Origin of the sequence: Anaerospora sp. (assembly GCF_032013335.1) — a bacterium.
Lineage (GTDB): Bacteria > Bacillota > Negativicutes > Sporomusales > DSM-15969 > Anaerospora.
Map to the genome: position 1 here is coordinate 1 of NZ_DALZUO010000019.1, position 20,323 is coordinate 20,323.

General features: G+C 45.1%; 17 protein-coding genes, 1 tRNA gene and 1 pseudogene. 2 read left to right on the plus strand and 17 right to left on the minus strand.

Going from position 1 to position 20,323, the window contains the following annotated elements; genetic code table 11:
- Positions 1–123: 123 nt before the first annotated feature.
- The 11 genes and pseudogenes from RTR76_RS14410 to RTR76_RS14460 all read right to left on the minus strand — a co-directional run bounded on the left by RTR76_RS14410 (position 124) and on the right by RTR76_RS14460 (position 9,681).
- Positions 124–213: transfer RNA gene (locus tag RTR76_RS14410), tRNA-Ser, on the minus strand.
- An 86-nt stretch (positions 214–299) separates the two neighbouring features.
- Positions 300–773 (minus strand): tRNA adenosine(34) deaminase TadA, encoded by a 474-nt coding sequence (gene tadA, locus RTR76_RS14415; RefSeq protein ID WP_312521857.1) that lies wholly within the window; start codon positions 771–773, stop codon positions 300–302.
- 173 nt (positions 774–946) lie between these two features.
- Positions 947–1,723, minus strand: a complete 777-nt coding sequence (gene ygiD / locus RTR76_RS14420) for a 4,5-DOPA dioxygenase extradiol (RefSeq protein ID WP_312521859.1) — start codon at positions 1,721–1,723, stop codon at positions 947–949.
- Between the two features lie 75 nt (positions 1,724–1,798).
- The gene (locus tag RTR76_RS14425) at positions 1,799–2,251 is read right to left on the minus strand and encodes a DoxX family protein (protein WP_312521861.1); all 453 of its coding nucleotides are present in this window, start codon (positions 2,249–2,251) and stop codon (positions 1,799–1,801) included.
- A 25-nt stretch (positions 2,252–2,276) separates the two neighbouring features.
- The gene (locus tag RTR76_RS14430; protein ID WP_312521863.1) at positions 2,277–2,711 is read right to left on the minus strand and encodes a MarR family transcriptional regulator; all 435 of its coding nucleotides are present in this window, start codon (positions 2,709–2,711) and stop codon (positions 2,277–2,279) included.
- A gap of 90 nt (positions 2,712–2,801) precedes the next feature.
- The gene (locus tag RTR76_RS14435; protein WP_312521865.1) at positions 2,802–3,305 is read right to left on the minus strand and encodes a dihydrofolate reductase; all 504 of its coding nucleotides are present in this window, start codon (positions 3,303–3,305) and stop codon (positions 2,802–2,804) included.
- 22 nt (positions 3,306–3,327) lie between these two features.
- Complete coding sequence (locus RTR76_RS14440; protein WP_312521866.1) at positions 3,328–4,782, minus strand: nicotinate phosphoribosyltransferase; 1,455 nt, start codon at positions 4,780–4,782, stop codon at positions 3,328–3,330.
- A 106-nt stretch (positions 4,783–4,888) separates the two neighbouring features.
- Positions 4,889–5,773 (minus strand): 2-hydroxy-3-oxopropionate reductase, encoded by an 885-nt coding sequence (gene garR / locus RTR76_RS14445; RefSeq protein ID WP_312521954.1) that lies wholly within the window; start codon positions 5,771–5,773, stop codon positions 4,889–4,891.
- A gap of 31 nt (positions 5,774–5,804) precedes the next feature.
- Entirely contained in the window at positions 5,805–6,695 is an 891-nt protein-coding gene (gene dapA, locus RTR76_RS14450) for a 4-hydroxy-tetrahydrodipicolinate synthase (protein ID WP_312521868.1), read from the minus strand.
- 61 nt (positions 6,696–6,756) lie between these two features.
- Entirely contained in the window at positions 6,757–8,289 is a 1,533-nt protein-coding gene (garD, locus tag RTR76_RS14455) for a galactarate dehydratase (RefSeq protein ID WP_312521870.1), read from the minus strand.
- A 52-nt stretch (positions 8,290–8,341) separates the two neighbouring features.
- A pseudogene (locus tag RTR76_RS14460) lies at positions 8,342–9,681 on the minus strand (MFS transporter).
- Between the two features lie 245 nt (positions 9,682–9,926).
- Here RTR76_RS14460 and RTR76_RS14465 point away from each other — a divergent pair.
- Positions 9,927–11,828 (plus strand): sigma 54-interacting transcriptional regulator, encoded by a 1,902-nt coding sequence (locus RTR76_RS14465; RefSeq protein ID WP_312521872.1) that lies wholly within the window; start codon positions 9,927–9,929, stop codon positions 11,826–11,828.
- Positions 11,829–11,897: 69 nt separating this feature from the next.
- Here RTR76_RS14465 and RTR76_RS14470 read toward each other — a convergent pair whose 3' ends face one another.
- From RTR76_RS14470 to RTR76_RS14485, 4 genes are read right to left on the minus strand one after another with little or no spacing between them, the layout of a single operon-like run.
- Complete coding sequence (locus RTR76_RS14470) at positions 11,898–12,404, minus strand: 3-isopropylmalate dehydratase small subunit (protein WP_312521874.1); 507 nt, start codon at positions 12,402–12,404, stop codon at positions 11,898–11,900.
- 13 nt (positions 12,405–12,417) lie between these two features.
- A complete protein-coding gene (locus RTR76_RS14475) occupies positions 12,418–13,671 on the minus strand; it encodes a 3-isopropylmalate dehydratase large subunit (protein ID WP_312521876.1) in 1,254 nt (417 codons plus the stop codon).
- Between the two features lie 15 nt (positions 13,672–13,686).
- Positions 13,687–14,958 (minus strand): nickel-dependent lactate racemase, encoded by a 1,272-nt coding sequence (gene larA, locus RTR76_RS14480; RefSeq protein WP_312521878.1) that lies wholly within the window; start codon positions 14,956–14,958, stop codon positions 13,687–13,689.
- Between the two features lie 37 nt (positions 14,959–14,995).
- A complete protein-coding gene (locus RTR76_RS14485) occupies positions 14,996–16,384 on the minus strand; it encodes an anion permease (RefSeq protein WP_312521955.1) in 1,389 nt (462 codons plus the stop codon).
- Positions 16,385–16,678: 294 nt separating this feature from the next.
- On the opposite strand from RTR76_RS14485, the gene RTR76_RS14490 reads away from it, so the two are divergent.
- Complete coding sequence (locus RTR76_RS14490; RefSeq protein WP_312521879.1) at positions 16,679–18,550, plus strand: sigma 54-interacting transcriptional regulator; 1,872 nt, start codon at positions 16,679–16,681, stop codon at positions 18,548–18,550.
- A 33-nt stretch (positions 18,551–18,583) separates the two neighbouring features.
- Here the strand turns inward: RTR76_RS14490 and RTR76_RS14495 are convergent, their stop codons facing one another.
- Positions 18,584–18,988 (minus strand): MerR family transcriptional regulator, encoded by a 405-nt coding sequence (locus RTR76_RS14495; protein WP_312521881.1) that lies wholly within the window; start codon positions 18,986–18,988, stop codon positions 18,584–18,586.
- Positions 18,989–19,011: 23 nt separating this feature from the next.
- Entirely contained in the window at positions 19,012–20,130 is a 1,119-nt protein-coding gene (locus tag RTR76_RS14500) for a DUF362 domain-containing protein (RefSeq protein ID WP_312521883.1), read from the minus strand.
- Positions 20,131–20,323: the final 193 nt, after the last annotated feature.

A 20,323-nucleotide genomic window follows, 5' to 3' on the forward strand; every position in this document is an offset into this window, starting at 1 on the left:
AAAGCGCTTCTTAGCCGCACGCTCAAATATAAGCTGCGGTTCTTTTGTTGCCAACCTGTTGCCGGAAGCTGTTTTCCGGCAATAAAAAAGCTTCTAGCAAAATTGCTAGAAGCTTTTTTTATATGGCGGAGAGGGTGGGATTCGAACCCACGGTCCCTTTGACAGGACACTTGATTTCGAGTCAAGCACCATCGACCACTCGGACACCTCTCCATATTCTAATCGACCATCGATAAGGCTCCATCTGCGTTGTACCCGTAAAGGGTAACCCGAAGTTCCTAAGGTACTAAAGCTTTATCTCAGTCAACAATTGTCGTTTTTTTCTTTCGCCGTTCGCGAAAAAAGGCTTTCATGATGGCAGAGCATTCATCACCCCGGACTCCGGCAGTAACCGCCATACGGTGATTGAGTGCTTCATTCTGCACTACATTAAAAAGAGACTCTACAGCTCCCGCCTTATAGTCGGCACTTCCGTAAACCAATCGGTCAACCCGGCTGTTTACAAGGGCACCGGCACACATAGGACACGGCTCTATCGTAACATAAAGTGTTGCTCCGGTCAACCGCCAGCGACTAAGCTTTCGGCAAGTTTCTTGAATAACAATCACTTCAGCATGCGCGGTAGCATCATGACAGGTTTCCCTTAAGTTATGCGCTTTGGCCACAACTTCACCATCTATGACAAGAACGGCTCCAATTGGAATCTCACCCATACAATAAGCCTTTTGGGCTTCTTCCAGAGCTAACCCCATATAGTAGTTATCATCCTTCATCCGTTATCACGCATTCCCTTATTTGCATATCCGCCCACTTGGCCTGCTGTGTGTTACTGTGATATTATAGCGTATCAGCAGAAACTTCGCAACTAAAGTTTTATGGTAATTATTCCTGCAAATCAGGCACAGCCGCCAGCAACCAGAACTGCGGTTAAAATACCAACTTACTGCTAAGCACCAATGACAAAACTACGCATTGATACCGAACCATTTTGAATATCATCGCAGGTAAAGGTCAGCCCTTCACCGTCTTTTTGCAAGGCAATTGCGTATAACATGGGTAAATAGTGCTCCGAAGTCGGGATGGCTAAGCGAGAGGCCGTCAAGCCTTCATACCGGATTAATCCGACATGATCGCCTTGCTGCAATAATTCTTTCATTTGCTGGTCAGCTTCAACCGCCCAGTCATACGGCTCATCATAGGTATGTTCAAATTTGGCAAGCCGCAAGTTATGAACCAAGTTGCCACTGGCCATTATCAAAACACCTTCCTTGCGCAGCGGCGCCAACTCCTTCGCCAGATTATAATGCTCTTGTGGCGATTTTAAAATATCCAGGCTCATCTCAAAGACCGGCACATCCGCAAGCGGATAAAGATACTTCAAAACAGACCACGCCGCGTGGTCAATACCCCATTCCAAATCGCAAGTAATTTTAGCTCCGCCAGCAGCTTCTATCACTGCTTCTGCTTGCTTTGGCGCACCCAGGCAAGGATATTTAATCTGATATAGTTCTTGGGGAAATCCGTAGAAATCATAAATCGTTCGCGGATTAGTCATACAGGTAACTTGCGTACCCTTGGTTAGCCAATGTGCTGAGATAACCATAATAGCAGTTGGTTTAACAAGTTTCCCGCCTAGCTGGCTAACACTGCGGGTAAAGCTATTGTCCTCGATAATATTCATCGGCGATCCATGACTCATGAACAACACTGGCAATTCCTGCATTCCAATCACACTCCTGTGAGTTCTATTATGTAAGAGCCCTCTGCAAACATTCTAACTTGCAGAGGGCATTACCATTTAGTTTGACTTATAAAAAGCACCTACATTTAACTGTTTTGCCACAAATAACCGGTGATCCAAGCTGTATATTCCCGGTCCTGAAATTAATAGGCTAATATATACGATGCCATTCTCCAGTGCTTGTGAAGCGCCGAATAGTCCTGCTCCGGTCCCTAACTTCATCGCAACAGCAACAGCCATAGTCATCGTGACCAATGCGCACGCTATTCGTGTTCCTAATCCGAGAATAATCATCGCACCGCCGAAAAATTCGGCAAAGGCAGCCATGAATCCCCAAAAGGCAGGCGCAAACGTGATACCAAGGAACTTCATTGCACTACCAATTTTAATCCAGCCTTCAACGCCCCCCATAATCTTAGGAGCACCATGATATAGCATCATAAGACCCATGCCTACCCGAAGGAAAAGTAATCCTTCATCCTTATACTTATGCAAATTCGTAAAAATCATACATAATCCCCCTTTACTATATTATTTAGTTTTCCAACCGGCTGCTAGCTTCGTGTCCCAATTTTTTTAAAAGGTTTATTGCTATATCCTGTTCCTCTGAAGAAAGTCCCCCTAAAGCATAGGCAAGATTTTGAGCATGCTCTGGAAAAACCTTAGTAATAAGTGCTTTACCGGACTCGGAAAGAACAGCATAAAATTTTCGTCGATCCTTCTCACAGGGGTTCCTATAAAGCAATCCTTTTCGTTCCAGCTTATCAATTACATACGTAATCGTACCAGTTGTAATCAAAATTCTTTCACCTATGCGCTGTAATGGCTGTGGCCCTTTGTGATACAACAGCTCCAGAACCGCAAACTCAGTCAAATTAAGCCCATGGCGACGGACATCCCGTTCATCGTGAGCTAGTATTGCTCTGTATGCCCTGCTGAGAGTAATATATAATTTCAATTCTTGTTCCATAGCACACTCTTTTCATTATCTTGAATTCAAGATAATTATACAATAAAAAAGTTCAGCTAGTCAATCATATTAACTAGCTGATAACTTTTATTATTTCCAACTCAAAGGCGTTAGATTTTTATAACGGGTAAATCGATACTCCCACTCTCTGGACCTCTGCCAGTTGCCCTCTTCAATACACTGCCAATTCAAAGCCTTATCCAGATTGGGAAGATATCTGTCCGCAGGGTAACAGTTGCGGATCTTCGTAATATAGGCATCCGAGCAATAGGTCATTAGTTGACAGTATACCGATTCACCGCCAATCACGAATATATCTTCTCTGCCGCACTCCTTCAAATAATAAAACAGTTCGGTCAGCGAGGCACATACAACAACCCCCGGCAAACTGCTATATGTCGTGCTGAGCACAATATTGATCCGATCTGCCAAAGGCCGCTTGCCAGGCAGCGATTCAAATGTTGTTTTGCCCATAATCACAACTTTGCCAATTGTTTGTGCTTTGAAATATTCCATATCTGCAGGAATAACTTGCAATAGTTTGCAATTATTGCCGATACCCCAGTTTTCATCAACTGCTGCAATTAGTTTCACGTTACCGAATCTCCCCCGTTTTCTAAAGGGTCATCTGCCTGTGGGTGGCCCGAAAGATTAGCTCTTTCTTTAAGTCATATAGCTTATCACTCAAATCAATTTTCATGATATGGGGATTAACCAATCTGCGGTACTCGTCCCACAACGTCTGAAGCTGTTCCCGGGCATGTCTTTGTATCATCATCAAGTCTGGTTTGTTGTATACACACTCCCCATTCCGGAAGATCGGCACAAGCAGCTCCTGAACCGTAAATGTCCCCCGGCACAGCGTCATCCGCTTCCACGAATGAGTGGGATCCATTAAGGCTAGGTCCACCTCTGTACTAATTGCCTCATCGATAAGAGTAATAATATCGGCCCGGATCTTGCCTGATTTTTTATCATAAATACGAAAGACCTTCTTAATGCCGGGATTGGTAATCTTCTCAACATTATTAGAAAGCTTCATCTTAGGAACAGTCTCCGCCCCGACTTCAGCCGCCAGCTTGTACACGCCGCCCAGAGCAGAACAGCCTTCAGACGTAATCAGCTTCGTGCCTACTCCCCAGGAATTAATTTTAGCTTCCTGCAGTTTTAATTCGGCAATCAGATGCTCATCCAAATCATTGGAAGCTGCAATACTTGCACCGGTAAATCCTGCTTCATCCAGCATTGCTCTCGCCGCTTTGGATAAATAAGCGAGATCACCGCTGTCCAGACGAATTCCATAGCGCTGCAAAACAACGCCCGCCGCCTGCATTTCCTTAAACACCTTAATGGCATTAGGGACACCGCTGCCAATCGTGTCATATGTATCAACAAGCAGAATCGCATTATCGGGATAACGCTTAGCATATTCGCGGAAAGCCGTTAATTCATCATCAAAGCTCATCACCCAGCTATGAGCCATAGTGCCGACAACCGGAATACCAAACAGCTTACCGGCAAGCACATCGGAAGTGGCATTAAAGCCGCCAATTACTGCCGCTCTTGCACCATACAAAGCAGCATCTGTCCCCTGAGCCCGGCGTAACCCGAATTCCATCAAGAAATCATCTTTAGCCGCCCAGCGTACCCGACTGGCTTTAGTGGCAATCAGACTTTCATGATTTAAGAACATCGATAATGCAGTTTCAATAAACAGCGCTTCATTTTTCTTCGCATGTACCCGCAGCAAAGGCTCGCCCGGAAAAACAACAGTTCCCTCCGGAATTGCCCAAATATCTCCGGTAAACCGGAACTCTTTCAGATAGACAAGAAACTCTTCACAAAATAGATGTAAGCTGCGCAGATATTCAATATCTTCACTAGTAAACTTAATATTTTTAACATACTCAATAACATGTTCCAGACCTGCGACTATAGAATAGCCCCCATTGCAGGGGTTTGTACGATAAAAGCGGTCAAAAACAGCCTCTTGTTTATCTTTACCGGCAAGAAGCAAGCCTTGCATCATTGTTAGCTGGTAGAGATCAGTCAGCATTGTATTGTTACGCATAAAGCACCTCCGTTACCTCATCTGAACAACTCGTATAGTCTCATTGTAGTTACATATGGGAAAATTGTAAAGAACCGCCTATCTGTAAGACAAGCGGTTCCTATTATTATCGTTTTACTTCTACTTTAGCCATTTTTTCATAATAGCGGATCAGGCTGCCGTGATCAGCATCTCCCAGACCATCCACTTTCAATGCCTGCATCATTTCCATGACTGCGGAGGTTAGTGGCAGCGGAACTCCTATTTCATGAGAAGTTTCCAAGACATTTTGCAAATCCTTAATATGCAGATTGATGCGAAACCCGGGATCGAATTTGCGGTCCATTACTAATGGCGCTTTCGCATCAAGTACGGTACTGCCAGCCAGGCCACCCCGGATTGCCTGATAGACCAGTTCAGGCTCTACTCCGGCCTTACTGGCCAGCACCATGGCCTCCGACATGGCCGCTATATTAATGGCAACAATGATTTGATTAGCAAGCTTGGTTACATTTCCTGCTCCAACATCACCTGCCAGCACAACCGAACCTGCCATTGCCTTTAATACGGGAGCGCATTTATCAAAAACTGCTTGCTGGCCGCCCACCATAACCGACAATGTACCATCAATCGCTTTCGGCTCACCACCACTTACGGGAGCATCCAAGAAAAGAATTCCTTTCTCGCTCAGCTTATCTCCCACTTCGCGGCTGACCAGAGGTGCAATAGAACTCATATCCACTACAATTGCATCCGGCTTTGCCCCCTCAATAACCCCATTCTCACCGAGAATAACTTCCTTTACATGTGGTGAATTAGGCAGCATAGTAATAATAATATCAGAATGAGCAGCGACCTCCTTCGGAGATGCTGCACGTTTTGCACCGGCAGCAACTACCTCAGCTACCGCGCTTTCATTCCGGTCCAATACAATGAGCGGGTAGCCTGACTTGATTAAATTCTTACTCATTGGTTTCCCCATAATACCAAGACCGATAAATCCGATAGTAATCATAAAAGTTCCTCCTCAATTATACTGGAGATTATTCTTTTATTGCCCCAATGCTTACAAGTATTGCTTTCAGCTTATCCCTATTTTCATCACTTATATGCTCAATCGGTTTAATGGGATGACCCACATTAATGCCCATGAGATTAAGTGCATCCTTGGGAACAACAGGAAAGCTGCCCAGATTATACGCATTACGGAGCAAGGAAAGGCGATATTGGGCCTCCAGTGCACCTGCCAGGTCACCGGCTTTAAATTTATCGTAAATTTCTACCACAATAGAAGGTACTACATTAGCGGTTCCGGCCACACAGCCTGTGCCGCCATATACCAGCGTTGCAAGGATCATAGTATCCCGCCCCGCCATAATACTGAAGCCTTTGTTCCTGGTCCGGCGGATATACTCCGAGGTCAGCGTCATATCGCCACTCGTATCCTTAGCACCAACAATATTCTCCACATCAGACAGCCGCTCTACTAAATTAGCAGACATATTAACTCCCGTACGGTCAGGATTGTTATAAAGAACAATGGGAATATCAGCCGCCTCAGCAACGGTGCGAAAATGGGTATACAGCTCACTTTCGGTAGGCGTAATGAACATAGGCGTCAATACAGTTACAGCTGCTGCCCCATACTCTTTGGCCAGCCGCGTCAGTTTTACACATTCTTTTGTCGTAATCGCACTAGCTCCCACATATACTGGCACCCTGCCCTTTACTTGCTCCATCGTAACGGCAACAGCCTCTACTTTTTCTTCATATTCCAATCCATAAAATTCGCCTGTACTGCCCAATACAAATACGCCATGAACACCACCGGCAATCACATGTTCAATCAAATTGCGTAAAGCTGCCGTATCTAATCTTTCCTTTTCATCAATCGGGGTAATAAGCGGCGGAATAACACCTCTAACTGCTAACAAACCAATCTCCTCCTTTTAATGCTGCATCTAACTCACCAGCCACTTTCAAAAGCATTACCATTTATGTTACCGGTGCGGGGTTAAATAAACATAAAGCATTGTATATTTCCCAATGATCTGCCCAGGTCTTCTTACGACCGCTGGCTACTTCAATGATCAGACGGAAAATCTCCCAGCCAACTTCTTCGATCGTTGCTTCGCCAGTTGCAATTTGCCCGGCATTGACATCAATCAGATCAGGCCACTGTTCTGTCAGAGCGTTGCGGGTCGAGACCTTGATCACCGGTGCCATTGCCAGCCCGTACGGAGTTCCCCGTCCTGTGGTAAACACCTGCACATGCATTCCCGAGGCCAATTGCAAGGTCCCGCAAATAAAGTCACTAGCCGGTGTTGCCGCAAAGATCAAGCCCTTTTGTGACACTTTCTCACCCGGTGCCAAAACACCGCAAATCGGACTACTGCCGGACTTTGCAATGGACCCGAGAGCTTTCTCCACAATATTTGCCAAACCGCCCTTTTTATTGCCAGGCGCCGTATTGGCACTGCGATCTACTTCACCAAGATCCAAATAGTGATCATAGTACTTCATTTCACGAATCAATGCGCGGCCTACCTCTTCATTAACCGCTCTGGGAGTAAGTAAATGGATGGCATCCCGGACTTCCGTCACTTCAGAAAACATGACGGTTGCCCCGGCACGAACAAGTAAATCTGCCGCATAGCCTACTGCCGGATTGGCAGTAACACCGGAGAAGGCATCACTGCCGCCGCACTGCATACCGATTACCAACTCAGAAACAGGACAGGCTACACGCCTGCGTTCATTCAGTTTTATTAAACGTTCCTCCGCCATTACCATAATGGCCTGCACCATTTTACTGAAGCCTTTCTGTTCCTGGAGCAAAAGTATATTACATTTATCCCCGTCCGGTATCACTTGTTCAGGCAGCAGCTTTTCACAGCCTAAGCCTACGATCATGATTTCGCCGCCGAAATTAGGATGGACGGCAAGATTCTGCAAGGTCCGAATGGGTACAATGGCCTGAGGAGCATTGATAGCCACTCCACAGCCGTAATTATGATTTAGCGCCACTACATCCTCAACATTTGGATATTTAGGAAGGATTTCTTCTTTTATTTTCTTTACAGCATAGTCAACAACACCGGCAACACACTGGACACTTGTATTGATACCTAAAATATTCTTTGTCGCCACAGTGCCATTGTCATTGCGGTACCCCTCAAAGGTATAGCCCGTAAGCGGTTCAAGCAATTGGGGTACTTTATTGGCAATAGGCAGCGCATCTAATTCCGGCGCAGCAGGCATGATTACTAAGGATTCGTCAATCCAGCTGCCTCTGACAATAGGGCGAATAGCATGGCCAATAACTTCGCCATAACGGATAATTGACTCTCCTTCCTTTAAATCGGTTAAGGCTACCTTGTGCCCTTGCGGAACATGTTCGACTAGCGTAAGACCGCAAGAAAATATTGTTCCGCCTTTCAGTCCGCCCGCATTGATGATAATAGCAACGTTATCGTCTGTATGTACTTTGATATACAGCGGTAAATCCGAGTTAGTTAGCATAGACATGAGAAACGTCTCCTTTATTGTTATGTCAGGTCTGTAAAAACCACTTTCCCGCCTACAGGCTGGCCGTCTTATTCTGCTCTTCCGGAATAACCAATTCAACCCGCTTAATGTCACCAACGATAAAGAGATAAGACAAGGCTCCCAGTAGCCCCATCGCACCAACAAATAATAACGCTCCATTAAAGGATTGTGTTACATTCAGAATATAGCCAATGGCAATTGGTGTAACAATACTTGCAATATTACCGGCAAAATTAAAGATGCCGCCGCTGAGCCCAACCATTTCTTTCGGCGAAGTATCACCGACAACAACCCAGCCTAATGCGCCAAACCCTTTGGCAAAGAAAGCTAGTGACATGACACCAATAACCACCCATTCAGTAGTTACATAGTTTGCCAGGATAATACTGCCTGATAAAAACAGGCCACAGATAATTGGCGTCTTCCGTGCAAAGGTTAGCGATTTGCCACGCCGCAGCAGCCAATCAGACACATAGCCGCCCAGCAGCCCCCCAGCAAACCCGGCAATAGCTGGAATAGAAGCAATAAGCCCCACTTTTAAAATTGACATACCCTTAGCTTGCACTAGATAAGTAGGGAACCAGGTTAAGAAAAACCACGTAATGGTATTTAGACAGAACTGTCCGAGATAAATACCAATCATCATGCGGTTAGTAATTAACGACCGGACATACGCCCACTTAATATCTGTCTTCTTATCCCCGATGTTAGCTAACCCTCCACCAGACTGAATATATTCCAGCTCCGCTTCATTGACACTGGGGTGATGTTTAGGATCTTTGATTACTTTGAACCAAAGCAAGGCTAAAATAATACCGGCTATCCCCATAGAATAAAAGACATGACGCCAGCCAAAAGCGACTAATATCCATCCCATCAGAGGATTAAAAGCGGCTAGGGCAAAGTATTGAGCAGAGTTGAAAATTGCTGAAGCAAAGCCGCGTTCATGCGTGGGGAACCACATCGTTGTAATCCTGCTGTTTGCCGGAAATGCAGGGGCTTCCCCTACTCCCATTAGAAACCGCAGACCAAACAAAAAGACAAAAGTGCTGATACCCGCAACAAATCCAACCATCCCTTGAAAAAAAGTAAATAGTGACCATAAGAATAAGCCGACGCCGTACACCATTCGGCCCCAAATTTATCTAATAGCCAGCCACCAGGTATTTGCAGCGCTGTATAAGACCAGCCAAAAGCCGAAAATGCATAACCCATTGTAACGGCATCCAGTCCTAAATCCTTGCGCATCGCGGGTGCAGCCATTGACAGTGTGGCACGATCTACATAATTCATGGTGGTAACAATAAACAGCATAAGTAAAATAAAATAGCGGACATTGGTTTTGGGTGAATTCAACTGACTAATCTCCATGGCATTAATCCTCCCTTATTTTTGGTATCTGCCTTGACCAAATGCTGCAGCACTTCCCTCCTTACGAGTGATTAGATTATACGGCTAACCATTGCAACAACTATGCCAATTCACCAGATACCGAAATTACTGAAGAATCCAACAAAAACGCAACAACAATTGTTGTAATATTGCAACGATTGTTGTTGTGTTTTTGTTGCAGCACGAGTAAACTACTATCAAACCCACATGCGTCGGAGGGATTTATGTTCAAAATTGCGTTTATTGCGCCAGACAAACAGCTCTTCTTGCAAGGGAAAAAAATCATCCGCGAGCTAGGTCTGCAAGATAAAGTAAGTCTTCATCTTGCCAGGCTGAAGCGAGGTATTCGCCTTGCTAAAACGTTAGAACAGCAAGGAGTTGAAGTAATTGTCTGCCGCGGAGGAACGGCACGGGTAATCATCGAATCGCGTATCCGCATTCCCGTTGTCGAGATCCCTATTACCGGACAGGATCTTGCGCAAGTTTTTCATGAAGCGAAACGAATTACTGGATTAACCCGCCCCAAAGTAGCCATGATGGCCTTTGATAATATGGTATATGACATAGAAATTCTCTCTACTATTCTAGGTATCGATTTGACGATTTACCACCTGGAAAAAACGGAAGATATTCCAGCCAAAATAGAAGAAGCAGCAACAACCGACGTAGACTTAATTGTTGGTGGCATCAAAACGATTTTGCTCGCAGCTCAAAAAGGTCTGCGAACCCACCTTATCCGTTCCGGTGATTTTTCCGTCCGGACAGCTTTTCTCGAAGCCCAGAAAATTCTACTAGCCCGCAAATTTGAAAAAGAGCAGGCTCAAAAATTCAAAGCCTTGGCGGAGTATTCACTGGAAGGCATTATTAGTATTGATGCAAAAAAAATCGTAACCGTCTTTAATCCCGCTGCCGAAAAGTTATTGAAGCGCCCCTCCCAGGCCATTATTGGTCAGTTCATCACCGACGTTGTACCCAATCTCGATTTTAATGTTTGCTTTTTGCAAAAACAGCATGTTATCGGGCAAACCCACCGCCTCGGCAATCTATGGATTACCCTGAACATTGCACCTATCATTGTCGATGACACAGTGACCGGCGCAATCATTACTTTTCAGGATATCACTCATATTCAGGAATTGGAGGCAAAAATCCGCAACGAAGTCCTAGCCAGAAGATTTGTTGCCAAGTATTACTTAACCGATATAATTGGTGCTTCGCCCCAAATCATTGAAAGCAAGCGCATTGCCCGCGAAATCGCCCAAGTCGAAGCAACTGTGCTGATCTCCGGCGCCTCCGGTACAGGTAAAGAATTATTTGCGCAAAGCATTCACAACGAAAGCCCCCGAAAAAATGGTCCTTTTGTTGCTGTTAATTGTGCCGCACTGCCTGCAAACTTGCTGGAAAGCGAGCTCTTTGGATATGTGGAAGGTGCTTTTACAGGTGCAATAAAGAAAGGAAAGCCTGGTTTATTTGAGATGGCTCACCGAGGGACCATCTTCCTTGACGAAATATCTGAAATGGATAAATTTGCGCAAAGCCGCTTGCTGCGTGTCTTGCAGGAACGACAAGTCATGCGTTTGGGAGACAATAAATACATCCCTGTTGACGTGCGGATAATTGCTGCCACCAATAAGAACTTGCTTGAATTGATACAGGATAATCAATTCCGGCAGGACCTGTATTACCGTCTAAAGGTATTAACCCTAAAACTGCCTCCCTTACGCACAAGAGCAGGCGATATCATTCGTCTCGCCTGCCATTTTTTACACTCTTTCAATAATCGCCATCATAAACACCTTAGCCTTACAGCCGATGCTTACGAATATTTAGACGGACATGATTGGCCGGGAAATGTCCGAGAACTCATGTATTTTATTGAGCGTTTAGTGATCATTGCCAAAGAAGAAACGATTACCGCAAAAACAATACAAAAGTATTGGGAGGATCAGGATTATATTTCTCCTGCAGGCATTACAGATCTCGCACCAGAGAAACACCAAATCTTATCGAGCTTAGCACAAACCAATTCAAATATTACGAAAGCAGCCCAATTGCTGCAAATAGACAGAACAACTTTATACCGCAAATTGAGAAAATATAAAATAGAAGTGCAGAAAACGTATTAGGCACGCACAAAAAAGCACGGTATGATAAGAGCTCTTCTGCTCTTATCATACCGTGCTTTTTGCTATTTTTTACCGCTGCATCTCTAACTGGCTTTTAATCATTGGCTTAATTCCACCACTGGCCAGGATATTCATTACATACTCAGACATAGGCTGCGCCTGGGCAGCTTCACCCGTTGTTTCATTGGTAATTTGGCCTGTTTCAATATTGACGGTTAGCACCTGTCCGCTGGTAACAATTTTATCAATTCCCGGACAAACAAGTAATGGTACACCCAGATTAATGCCGTTGCGGTAAAAGATACGGCCAAATGACTCGGCTAAAACAGCCCCTACACCGACCGCCTTTAAGGTGATGGCCGCATGTTCTCGGCTGGAACCACAGCCGAAGTTTGTCGAAGCAACAATAATATCGCCCTTGTTAAACTTCTTTACAAAATCAGGATCGGCGCCCTCCATCGCATGTTTAGCCACATCTTCCACATCGGTCAACTCAACAAATCGTCCTGGATATATTTGATCTGTATCAATATTGGCGCCAAATACATAGGCTTTCCCTGTTGCTATCTTCTCCATTATTTAACACTCCTTAGTCAATATAGTCAGAAGGATCTACAATTTTTCCTTCTAATGCGGCAGCCGCCACAGCAGCCGGTGACCCTAGAAATATTTCCCCTTTGGTGTGACCCATACGACCGGGAAAATTCCTATTAGTAGAAGTAATGCAGGTTTCGCCGGAAGCCAGCATCCCCTGGTGAGTTCCTAAACAAGCAGCGCAGCCGGGGGTAACGAAGGTTGCCCCCGCCTCTACCAGCGACTGAATGTAGCCTTTTTGCATGGCTTCTAAAAAAACACCCTTTGAAGCAGGGACAACGACAAAGCGAGTACGGGAGTTTATCTTTTTCCCTGCCAGGATTTTTGCAGCAACTGCAAGATCCTCTACCCTGCCACCAGTACAGGAGCCCAAATAAGCCTGGTCTATCTTCCTGCCAATAAAGGCAGTGACATCCTCTACATTATCAACACTAAAAGGAGCTGCTAACTGAGGCTTTAACTGCGACACATCAAAAGTATGCTCGGCTGCATATTGGTACCCCGGATCAGTCGTAAAGATTTCATATTCGCGGGTAACTTTCGCTTTCACAAATTCCATCGTAATTTCATCAGGCTGGATATAGCTGGTTTTTGCGCCCATTTCAGTTGTCATATTGCACATTGCCATTCGTTCAGAAACACTTAAGTGTTTCAGGGTAGAGCCGGTAAATTCTACGGCTTTATAAACAGCATAATCAGCTCCCAGCTCACCGATTACATGCAAAATAATATCCTTGGCATATACCCCTTTCGGTAATTCACCTTCAAAATTGATCCGAATAACTTCAGGGACACGGAACCATAATTTCCCGGTAATTAAAATTGTAGCCAAATCGGTGGCACCTACGCCGGTACCGAAGGCACCAAATGCACCATGAGTTGTAGTATGCGAGTCAGTGACAATCAATAACTCACCAGGATAGGATAAACCCCGGTCTGCGAGCACCTGATGGCAAACTCCTTCGTCAATATCCATCAGCAAGTCGATGCCCTGATCCCAGCAAAATTCACGGAACTTTTTTTGATTATCCGCCTGAACAATGGTAGACGCAGGTGCGTAATGATCCATAAACATAATTACCTTGCTTGGATCATGAACTTTTGTACCGCCCATTTCAAAAAAAGACCGTACTGTTTGCAGGTATAAGTCATTAATACCAGCCATATCAACAGCACAATTTACGATTTCCCCTGTAGTAACAGACTCTTTCCCTGCCTTTTTAGCAAGTAATTTTTCGATTGCATGCATATTTTTATTTCTCCTTTACTTTTGCTTTAACCGCGGGACTGTTAAGCTTCCTTGCGGCATGATAATAATCCGCGGGCTGGGACCCAATTTGGCAAATGCCATTGCCAGCGCTTCTTCAATGTCTTTCGCCGGAGTAAACAGTAAGGACTTTGCAAGCTCCATCTCCAGTGAAGATACCAGGATAAACTCGGCCTTTTTCATCAGTCTGGTTACTGCATATGCTTTGTGAGCGCCAATTTGAAAATTAGCCCTCAAACTTGCCTCCACTTTATCTGCCGTATCATTTTCACGCATGGTTTTTTCATACAGCTCTGAGCCCGATCCCTCACGGCATTCGCCCAGAATAATCACAACACCGCCCTCTCTTACCGCACACCAGGCATTGTCCATCGTTTTTTGCAGCTGGTATATATTAATATCCTTGGGATATCCGCCGCAGGTGGCAATAACCAAATCAGCAGGGCTTTCAATTTGTGCACCGTATACGGTATCAACAAATTTGCAGGCCTCCTTGTGGGCAGTAACAAAATCACCGGCAAATACTTTTAAAAACTCTTTTTTTTCATTGAGGACAGCATTGATAAGAAAGGAAGGGCGGCACATCTGTACTCCTTCGACCTGATCATGATAGATGGGGTTTCCTTCCAGCTTGCCAATGACAGCATCAGGCTCAAACATCATGCTGTGATTTTTGCGGATTGTTTCATAGTAAGCCACTCCAGGCAGCATAGCCTTACGGCCGCCGCCGAAGCCGGCAAAGAAATGATGGACAACACTGCCGGTACATACAATGTGATCTGCCTCAACTACCAGTTTGTTAAAGGATACAGGCGTACCGCGGGAAGTGGTTCCAAAGTATTTATATTGACTCCCATCGCGGCAATCGCTGTTGTACGTTCTCACACGGGAAGCAACTGCCGGGCCAACCTCGTGGATGATTTCCTCTTCCGTCATTGGCCGATGCGTACCTAAAGCAAAAACAATATACATATCCTTGTCGGGGATACCCGCCCGATTAAGCTCATCCAATAGGATGGGCATAAAAATATGGCTGTTGGCAACACGGGTCGGGTCATTTACGATAAACACCACTGTTTCGCCAGGTTTTACGATTTGCCCTAAGGGTTTGGTATCAATAGGATTTCTAATTGCCTCCAAAATGGCCTGTTCAGGATTTTCCAGCGGAATACGTTCTTTAATCTTTAATTCTCCCGCAATTTGAGCAGAATCGAGAGCGAATTTTATTTTCCCTTCGCCATATTTAAGCGAATACTCTACTTTAGACATGATCATTGCTCCTTTCTCATTGGAGTTCCTGATAAAACTACCACAGTCCCAGCACTTTCCACCAGAATGAACCTAGCCCGACCCAAATAAGCATGTTAATAATTGAAATAATAAAGCCTAGTTTCCACCAGGTTGCCTGGTCCACATAGCCCGCCCCAAACAGGATGGGCGCAGGACCGGCCGCATAATGTGTAAGGGACATACACAGGTTGGACATAAAAGCTAACGCCAGCGCTACCAGATAGGCTGGTGCACCAGCCGCAACTGCTACGGAGGCAAACGCGGCATACATAGCGGTAATATGAGCTACCAGGCTGGCAAAGCCATAATGGGCATACATATAAACAACTAGCAAAACAATAAACGCCTGCATCCAGGGAACTCCGGCGATACTAGCGCCAACAGCCTTGGCAAACCAGGGAATAAAGCCCAGCTTAGCTAAATAATCAGCCAAACCGATTAAGGCGCCCATCCAAATCAGGGTATCCCAGGCTCCCTTCTCATCAAGCACATCCTTCCACTCCAGTACTTTGGTAAGCAGCATAACCGACACAGCCAGCATGGCCACAACGGTCGCATCAATACTGGTATACTGAGAAGTACTCCAGAGCAAAAGCGCTCCAACAAATACACTGGCAACAATCTTTTCTCCCAGCGACATAGGTCCCATTTGCTTCAGCTCTTGGGCCGCTATTGCTTTTGCTTCAGGTGTTCTGGTTATTTCAGGAGGATAAAACTTGTATAGGAAGTAAGGAACAATAATGAGCGATAGTATACCCGGCACACTGGCGGCCAAAGCCCACAGGCCCCAGCTGATAGTAATGTTCAGTGTTTTAGCCGCCAGCAGCGCAATTAGTGGATTGCCGGCCATTGCAGTCATAAACATAGCAGATGTGATGGTGTTAACCTGATAAGCCGTTTGCATCAAGTATGCACCGACTTTCCGGGAAGATGGTCCAGGTTCGGATTGGAAAGCAGATGACAGGCTTTTTACAATCGGAAAAAGAATTCCGCCTGCCCTGGCAGTGTTAGAAGGCGTTGCAGGACTGATAATTAAATCACTCAAGGCAATGGTATACCCCAGTTTCAAGGTACTGTCACCCATTGCATGAATGAGCAGATAAGCAATACGCCGCCCCAAACCTGTTTTGATAAAACCTTTTGCAAATAAGAAGGCCGAAACAATCAGCCAAATAGTGCCATTACTAAATCCCGACAACGCCTCTGCCGGCTTTAACACCCCTGCAAACGCGGTAAAAGTAACACTGAGAAAGGCCAGTGCACCAATCGGCAGCGGCTGCAGAATAAAACCCAGGATCGTTGACACAAATATGGCAACAAGGTGCCACGCTTCCGGTTTCAGGCCTGTTGGCACCGGAAAGAACCAAATTGCAGCACCGATCGCAAGAACAATGAGTCCACGCATTACATTACTCAACTAAACTAACCTCCTTTATTAATAAACTCTCGATCTTACTTATAGCAACTTTCATGCCAATTTTGTTTTTTCAGGCAATTAGCGCCTTTCAGCCATTTTGTATTTTGCAGTGACTCACCAATACGTTTCATTCCGTTCTACCAGGTAGCAATATGTGTCATTTTACAAACCACCTGCTCTACTTTTCGTTTTTGGCTATATCATTACTGCTTGTTGCATTCTATTTAACAACAACCTATAATCAAAGAAAACGTTTCATTTTGTTTCAGAGGAGAAAGCGCCATGACTCTGATTACTTTTTTAGCTCCTGATACCAGCATGCTGGACAGGGCCCGCAATTTATTTCAAAGTCAGCAGATAAACATTCAGATTAAAAAAGGCTTACTGAGCGAAGGGGTTGCAGTTGCCCGGTCACTCATTGCCAACGGCACGGAAATTATTATCACTCGCGGCGGTACTGCCTCCGCTATTCGCAATGCCGGACTAGAAGTTATTATTGTTCAAATCCCCATAACTGGCTTTGACATCATCCGTACTGTTGAAAAAGCAAAACTACATGGTCATCGTATCGGCGCGGTATCGTTTCCGTCTATTCTTCAGGGAATTGACTGCCTAAGTCCTATCCTCGGCGTAGAGATCTGCTGTTATCCTATTCACAGCGAGGCTGAAGCAGAAGAACAGGTACTGCAGGCTTTTCACGATGGTGTCGATGTTGTCATCGGTGGATTTATCACCGCGAAAGTGGCGAAAAATAACAACTTCCCTTATGAGTTAATCGACAGTGGCGTTGAGGGTATTTTACAGGCAGCTCATGAAGCAGAGCGAATCGCGCAGGCACGCAATCTGGAAAAAGCCAAAACCAGCCTTTTTCGGGCCGTACTGGATTATGCCTATGAGGGTATCGTATCTGTGGACAGCGAATACCGTATTACCTTCTTTAACCCTATTGCCGAACGCATTACCGGTATTAAGGGCAGCAAAGCGACCGGCAAAAAAATCACCCAGGTCTGGCCGGGGCTTAACTTGGAGCAGGTAATGCGTACAGAAAAGGATGACTTAGGTCAGATTCTTAACATTAATGGTGTCGATGTTCTGTGCAACAAAGTAGCTATCATTGTTAATAACCGCTCTGTAGGTGCCGTTGCGACCTTTCAGGATGTAACCCAAATTCAAAAAATGGAGGCTCGTGTACGTCATCGGTTTTATGCGTCCGGACATGTTGCCCACTTACGATTTACCAATATTATCGGTGTAAGTGATCAACTCCGGCAAACGGTGGAAATTGCCAAAGAATATGCCCTCACTCGTTCGTCTATTTTAATCCTGGGTGAGACTGGCACGGGCAAAGAAGTATTTGCCCAGAGCATCCACAATTACAGCGACCGCCAAAAGGGGCCGTTTGTTGCAATCAACTGTGCCGCACTTCCCAGCCAAATATTAGAAAGTGAACTTTTCGGCTATGTAGGAGGAGCCTTTACTGGCGCCAACCAGAAAGGAAAACCCGGTTTGTTTGAAGTGGCGCACGGCGGCACCATATTTCTTGATGAAATTGGCGAAATGGAATTTGTCACGCAAGGCAAGCTGCTGCGAGTTTTACAGGAAAAAAAGGTTATGCGTTTAGGTAATGACAGTGTCATTCCTGTTGACGTCAGAATTATTGCTGCCTCTAATAAGAGCTTAAAAACGCTGGTAAGCGAAAACAAATTCCGGTCTGATTTATATTACCGGCTGAACGTATTACAGCTTCGGCTTCCGCCGCTGCGCAGCCGTAAAGCTGATATTAAGCCTTTAGCACAGTTTTTTCTAAAAGAGCATAGTGGTATTATGAGACGACCTCTAAAACTCACTCCTTCCGCCATCCAGGCACTGACCAGTTACCCCTGGCCCGGGAATATCCGGGAACTGCAGAACTGCATGGAGCGGATTATTGCTGTTCATAAGCAGGAAGAAATCGACGGTACCGTTATTAATCTGCTGCTCAAGGATCAGGAAGATGTGCCGGTCACGAGCAGTCTTCTTCCTGATGAGGCGACTGAAATCAGCAAAGCCCTGGCACTGACAAAAGGGCGATATGCCGATGCCGCCAAAATCCTCGGCATAAGCCGCTCCACGCTCTGGCGCAAACTGAAACGATTCAACGCAAAACAAAACTGAGGCAGCTTAAGCTGCCTCAGTTTTGTTTTAACCTTATTCGAACTGCCTCTCATCCTTGCAACAGCAAATGTATCCGGTGCTGCTGACTACGTCATCATAATACTGCAGTTTTTTATTAATTTTAGCCAGGTTTTGTTTCATTTCTTCTATTTTTTGTTCCACTTTGCGTTTATGCTCAAACAGAATTTGCTTGCGGTCTTCTATTCTTTCATCACCTGCCGCACAATGTTCAACATAGCGCTTGATTTCAGATACCGACATTCCTGTATCCCGTAAGCAGCAAATCAAGACAAGCCATTCTACGTCTTTATCACCAAAAACGCGATTACCGCGCTCGTCACGCTCAACACAAGGCAGCAGGCACTCTTTTTCATAATACCTGAGCGTATAAGCACTTAAATCCAGCTTTTCTGCAACCTGCTTAATTGTGTATCTCATCAGGCAACCTCCTGCCGGGTAGCTTAGATTTCAATGAGCTCGTATGCTTTAGTCCCAATACCAATTTTCTCGGCATGCTCCACACAGGACAGCCAATTGGTCTCCGGATGAGCCGCATAAAAATGATCCTTTGCAGGCTTCTCTTGTTTCTTGATTTGTTCTGCTAAATAGCTGCCGGAAATAACGGGAGCCTGATTAGCCATATCTGCACAGGCCATATCAAGAGCCACCGGATCAAAAGAAGCAAACATGCCAATATCGGGAATTAACGGCACATCATTCTCAGCATGACAATCGCAATTTGGCGACACATCAATGACTAAGCTAATGTGGAAATGAGGTCTGCCATGTAGCACTGCCCACGTGTATTCAGCAATTTTTTTATTAAGAACATCATTAGATGCATCCCACGCTGCAGCAATTGCATCAAAGTGACAAACGCCGATACATCTTCCGCAGCCGACACATTTTTCATGATCAATAGTTGCCTTTTTATCAGTAATTGTTGGCGCATCATGAGCACAAATCTTCACACATGCCCCACAGCCCACACAGGCTTTAGTCCTTACACGGGGTTTGCCGTCACTGTGCATTTCCATTTTACCTGCCCGCGAGCCACTTCCCATGCCGATATTCTTTAAGGCACCGCCAAAACCGGTCAGTTCATGACCTTTGAAGTGATTCAGGCTGATCAAAATATCTGCATCCATAACAGCCCTGCCAATCTTGGCCTCTTTCACGCATTCCCCGTTAGGTACAGGAATATAAGTCTCATCCGTTCCTTTGAGGCCATCACCAATGATAATCTGACAGCCTGTTGTAAAAGGGTTATAACCGTTTTCATAGGCTGCATCCATATGCTCAAGGGCATCTTTACGGCGGCCTACATACAGCGTATTACAGTCCGTAAGAAATACCTTGCCACCCTGGCTCTTTACCACATCGGCAATAACCTTCGCATAGTTAGGCCTAAGATAAGCTAAATTACCTGGTTCACCAAAATGTATTTTAATCGCCGTATACTTACCTTTAAAATCAATGTTTCCAATACCAGCCTTCTTGACCAGCCTCTCCAATTTCTGCAGCAAATTCATATTGCCGCTTGCACGCATATTGGTAAAATAAACTTTTGATTTTTCCATAAAATCCGCTCCTTACTCGCGTGTTATTGTCCTCTTAGCTCTTCATAAGCTACACCATTCTTATGTTACTCCTTCGAGTATACTCTAAGTCAAGTATTTATTTTCTAATATTTCCCGAAAGTTGCATCCTAATGAAAAAAACAGACTGACATCAGTTATGATGCAGCCTGCTCTACGCTTCGTTCAAATCTAA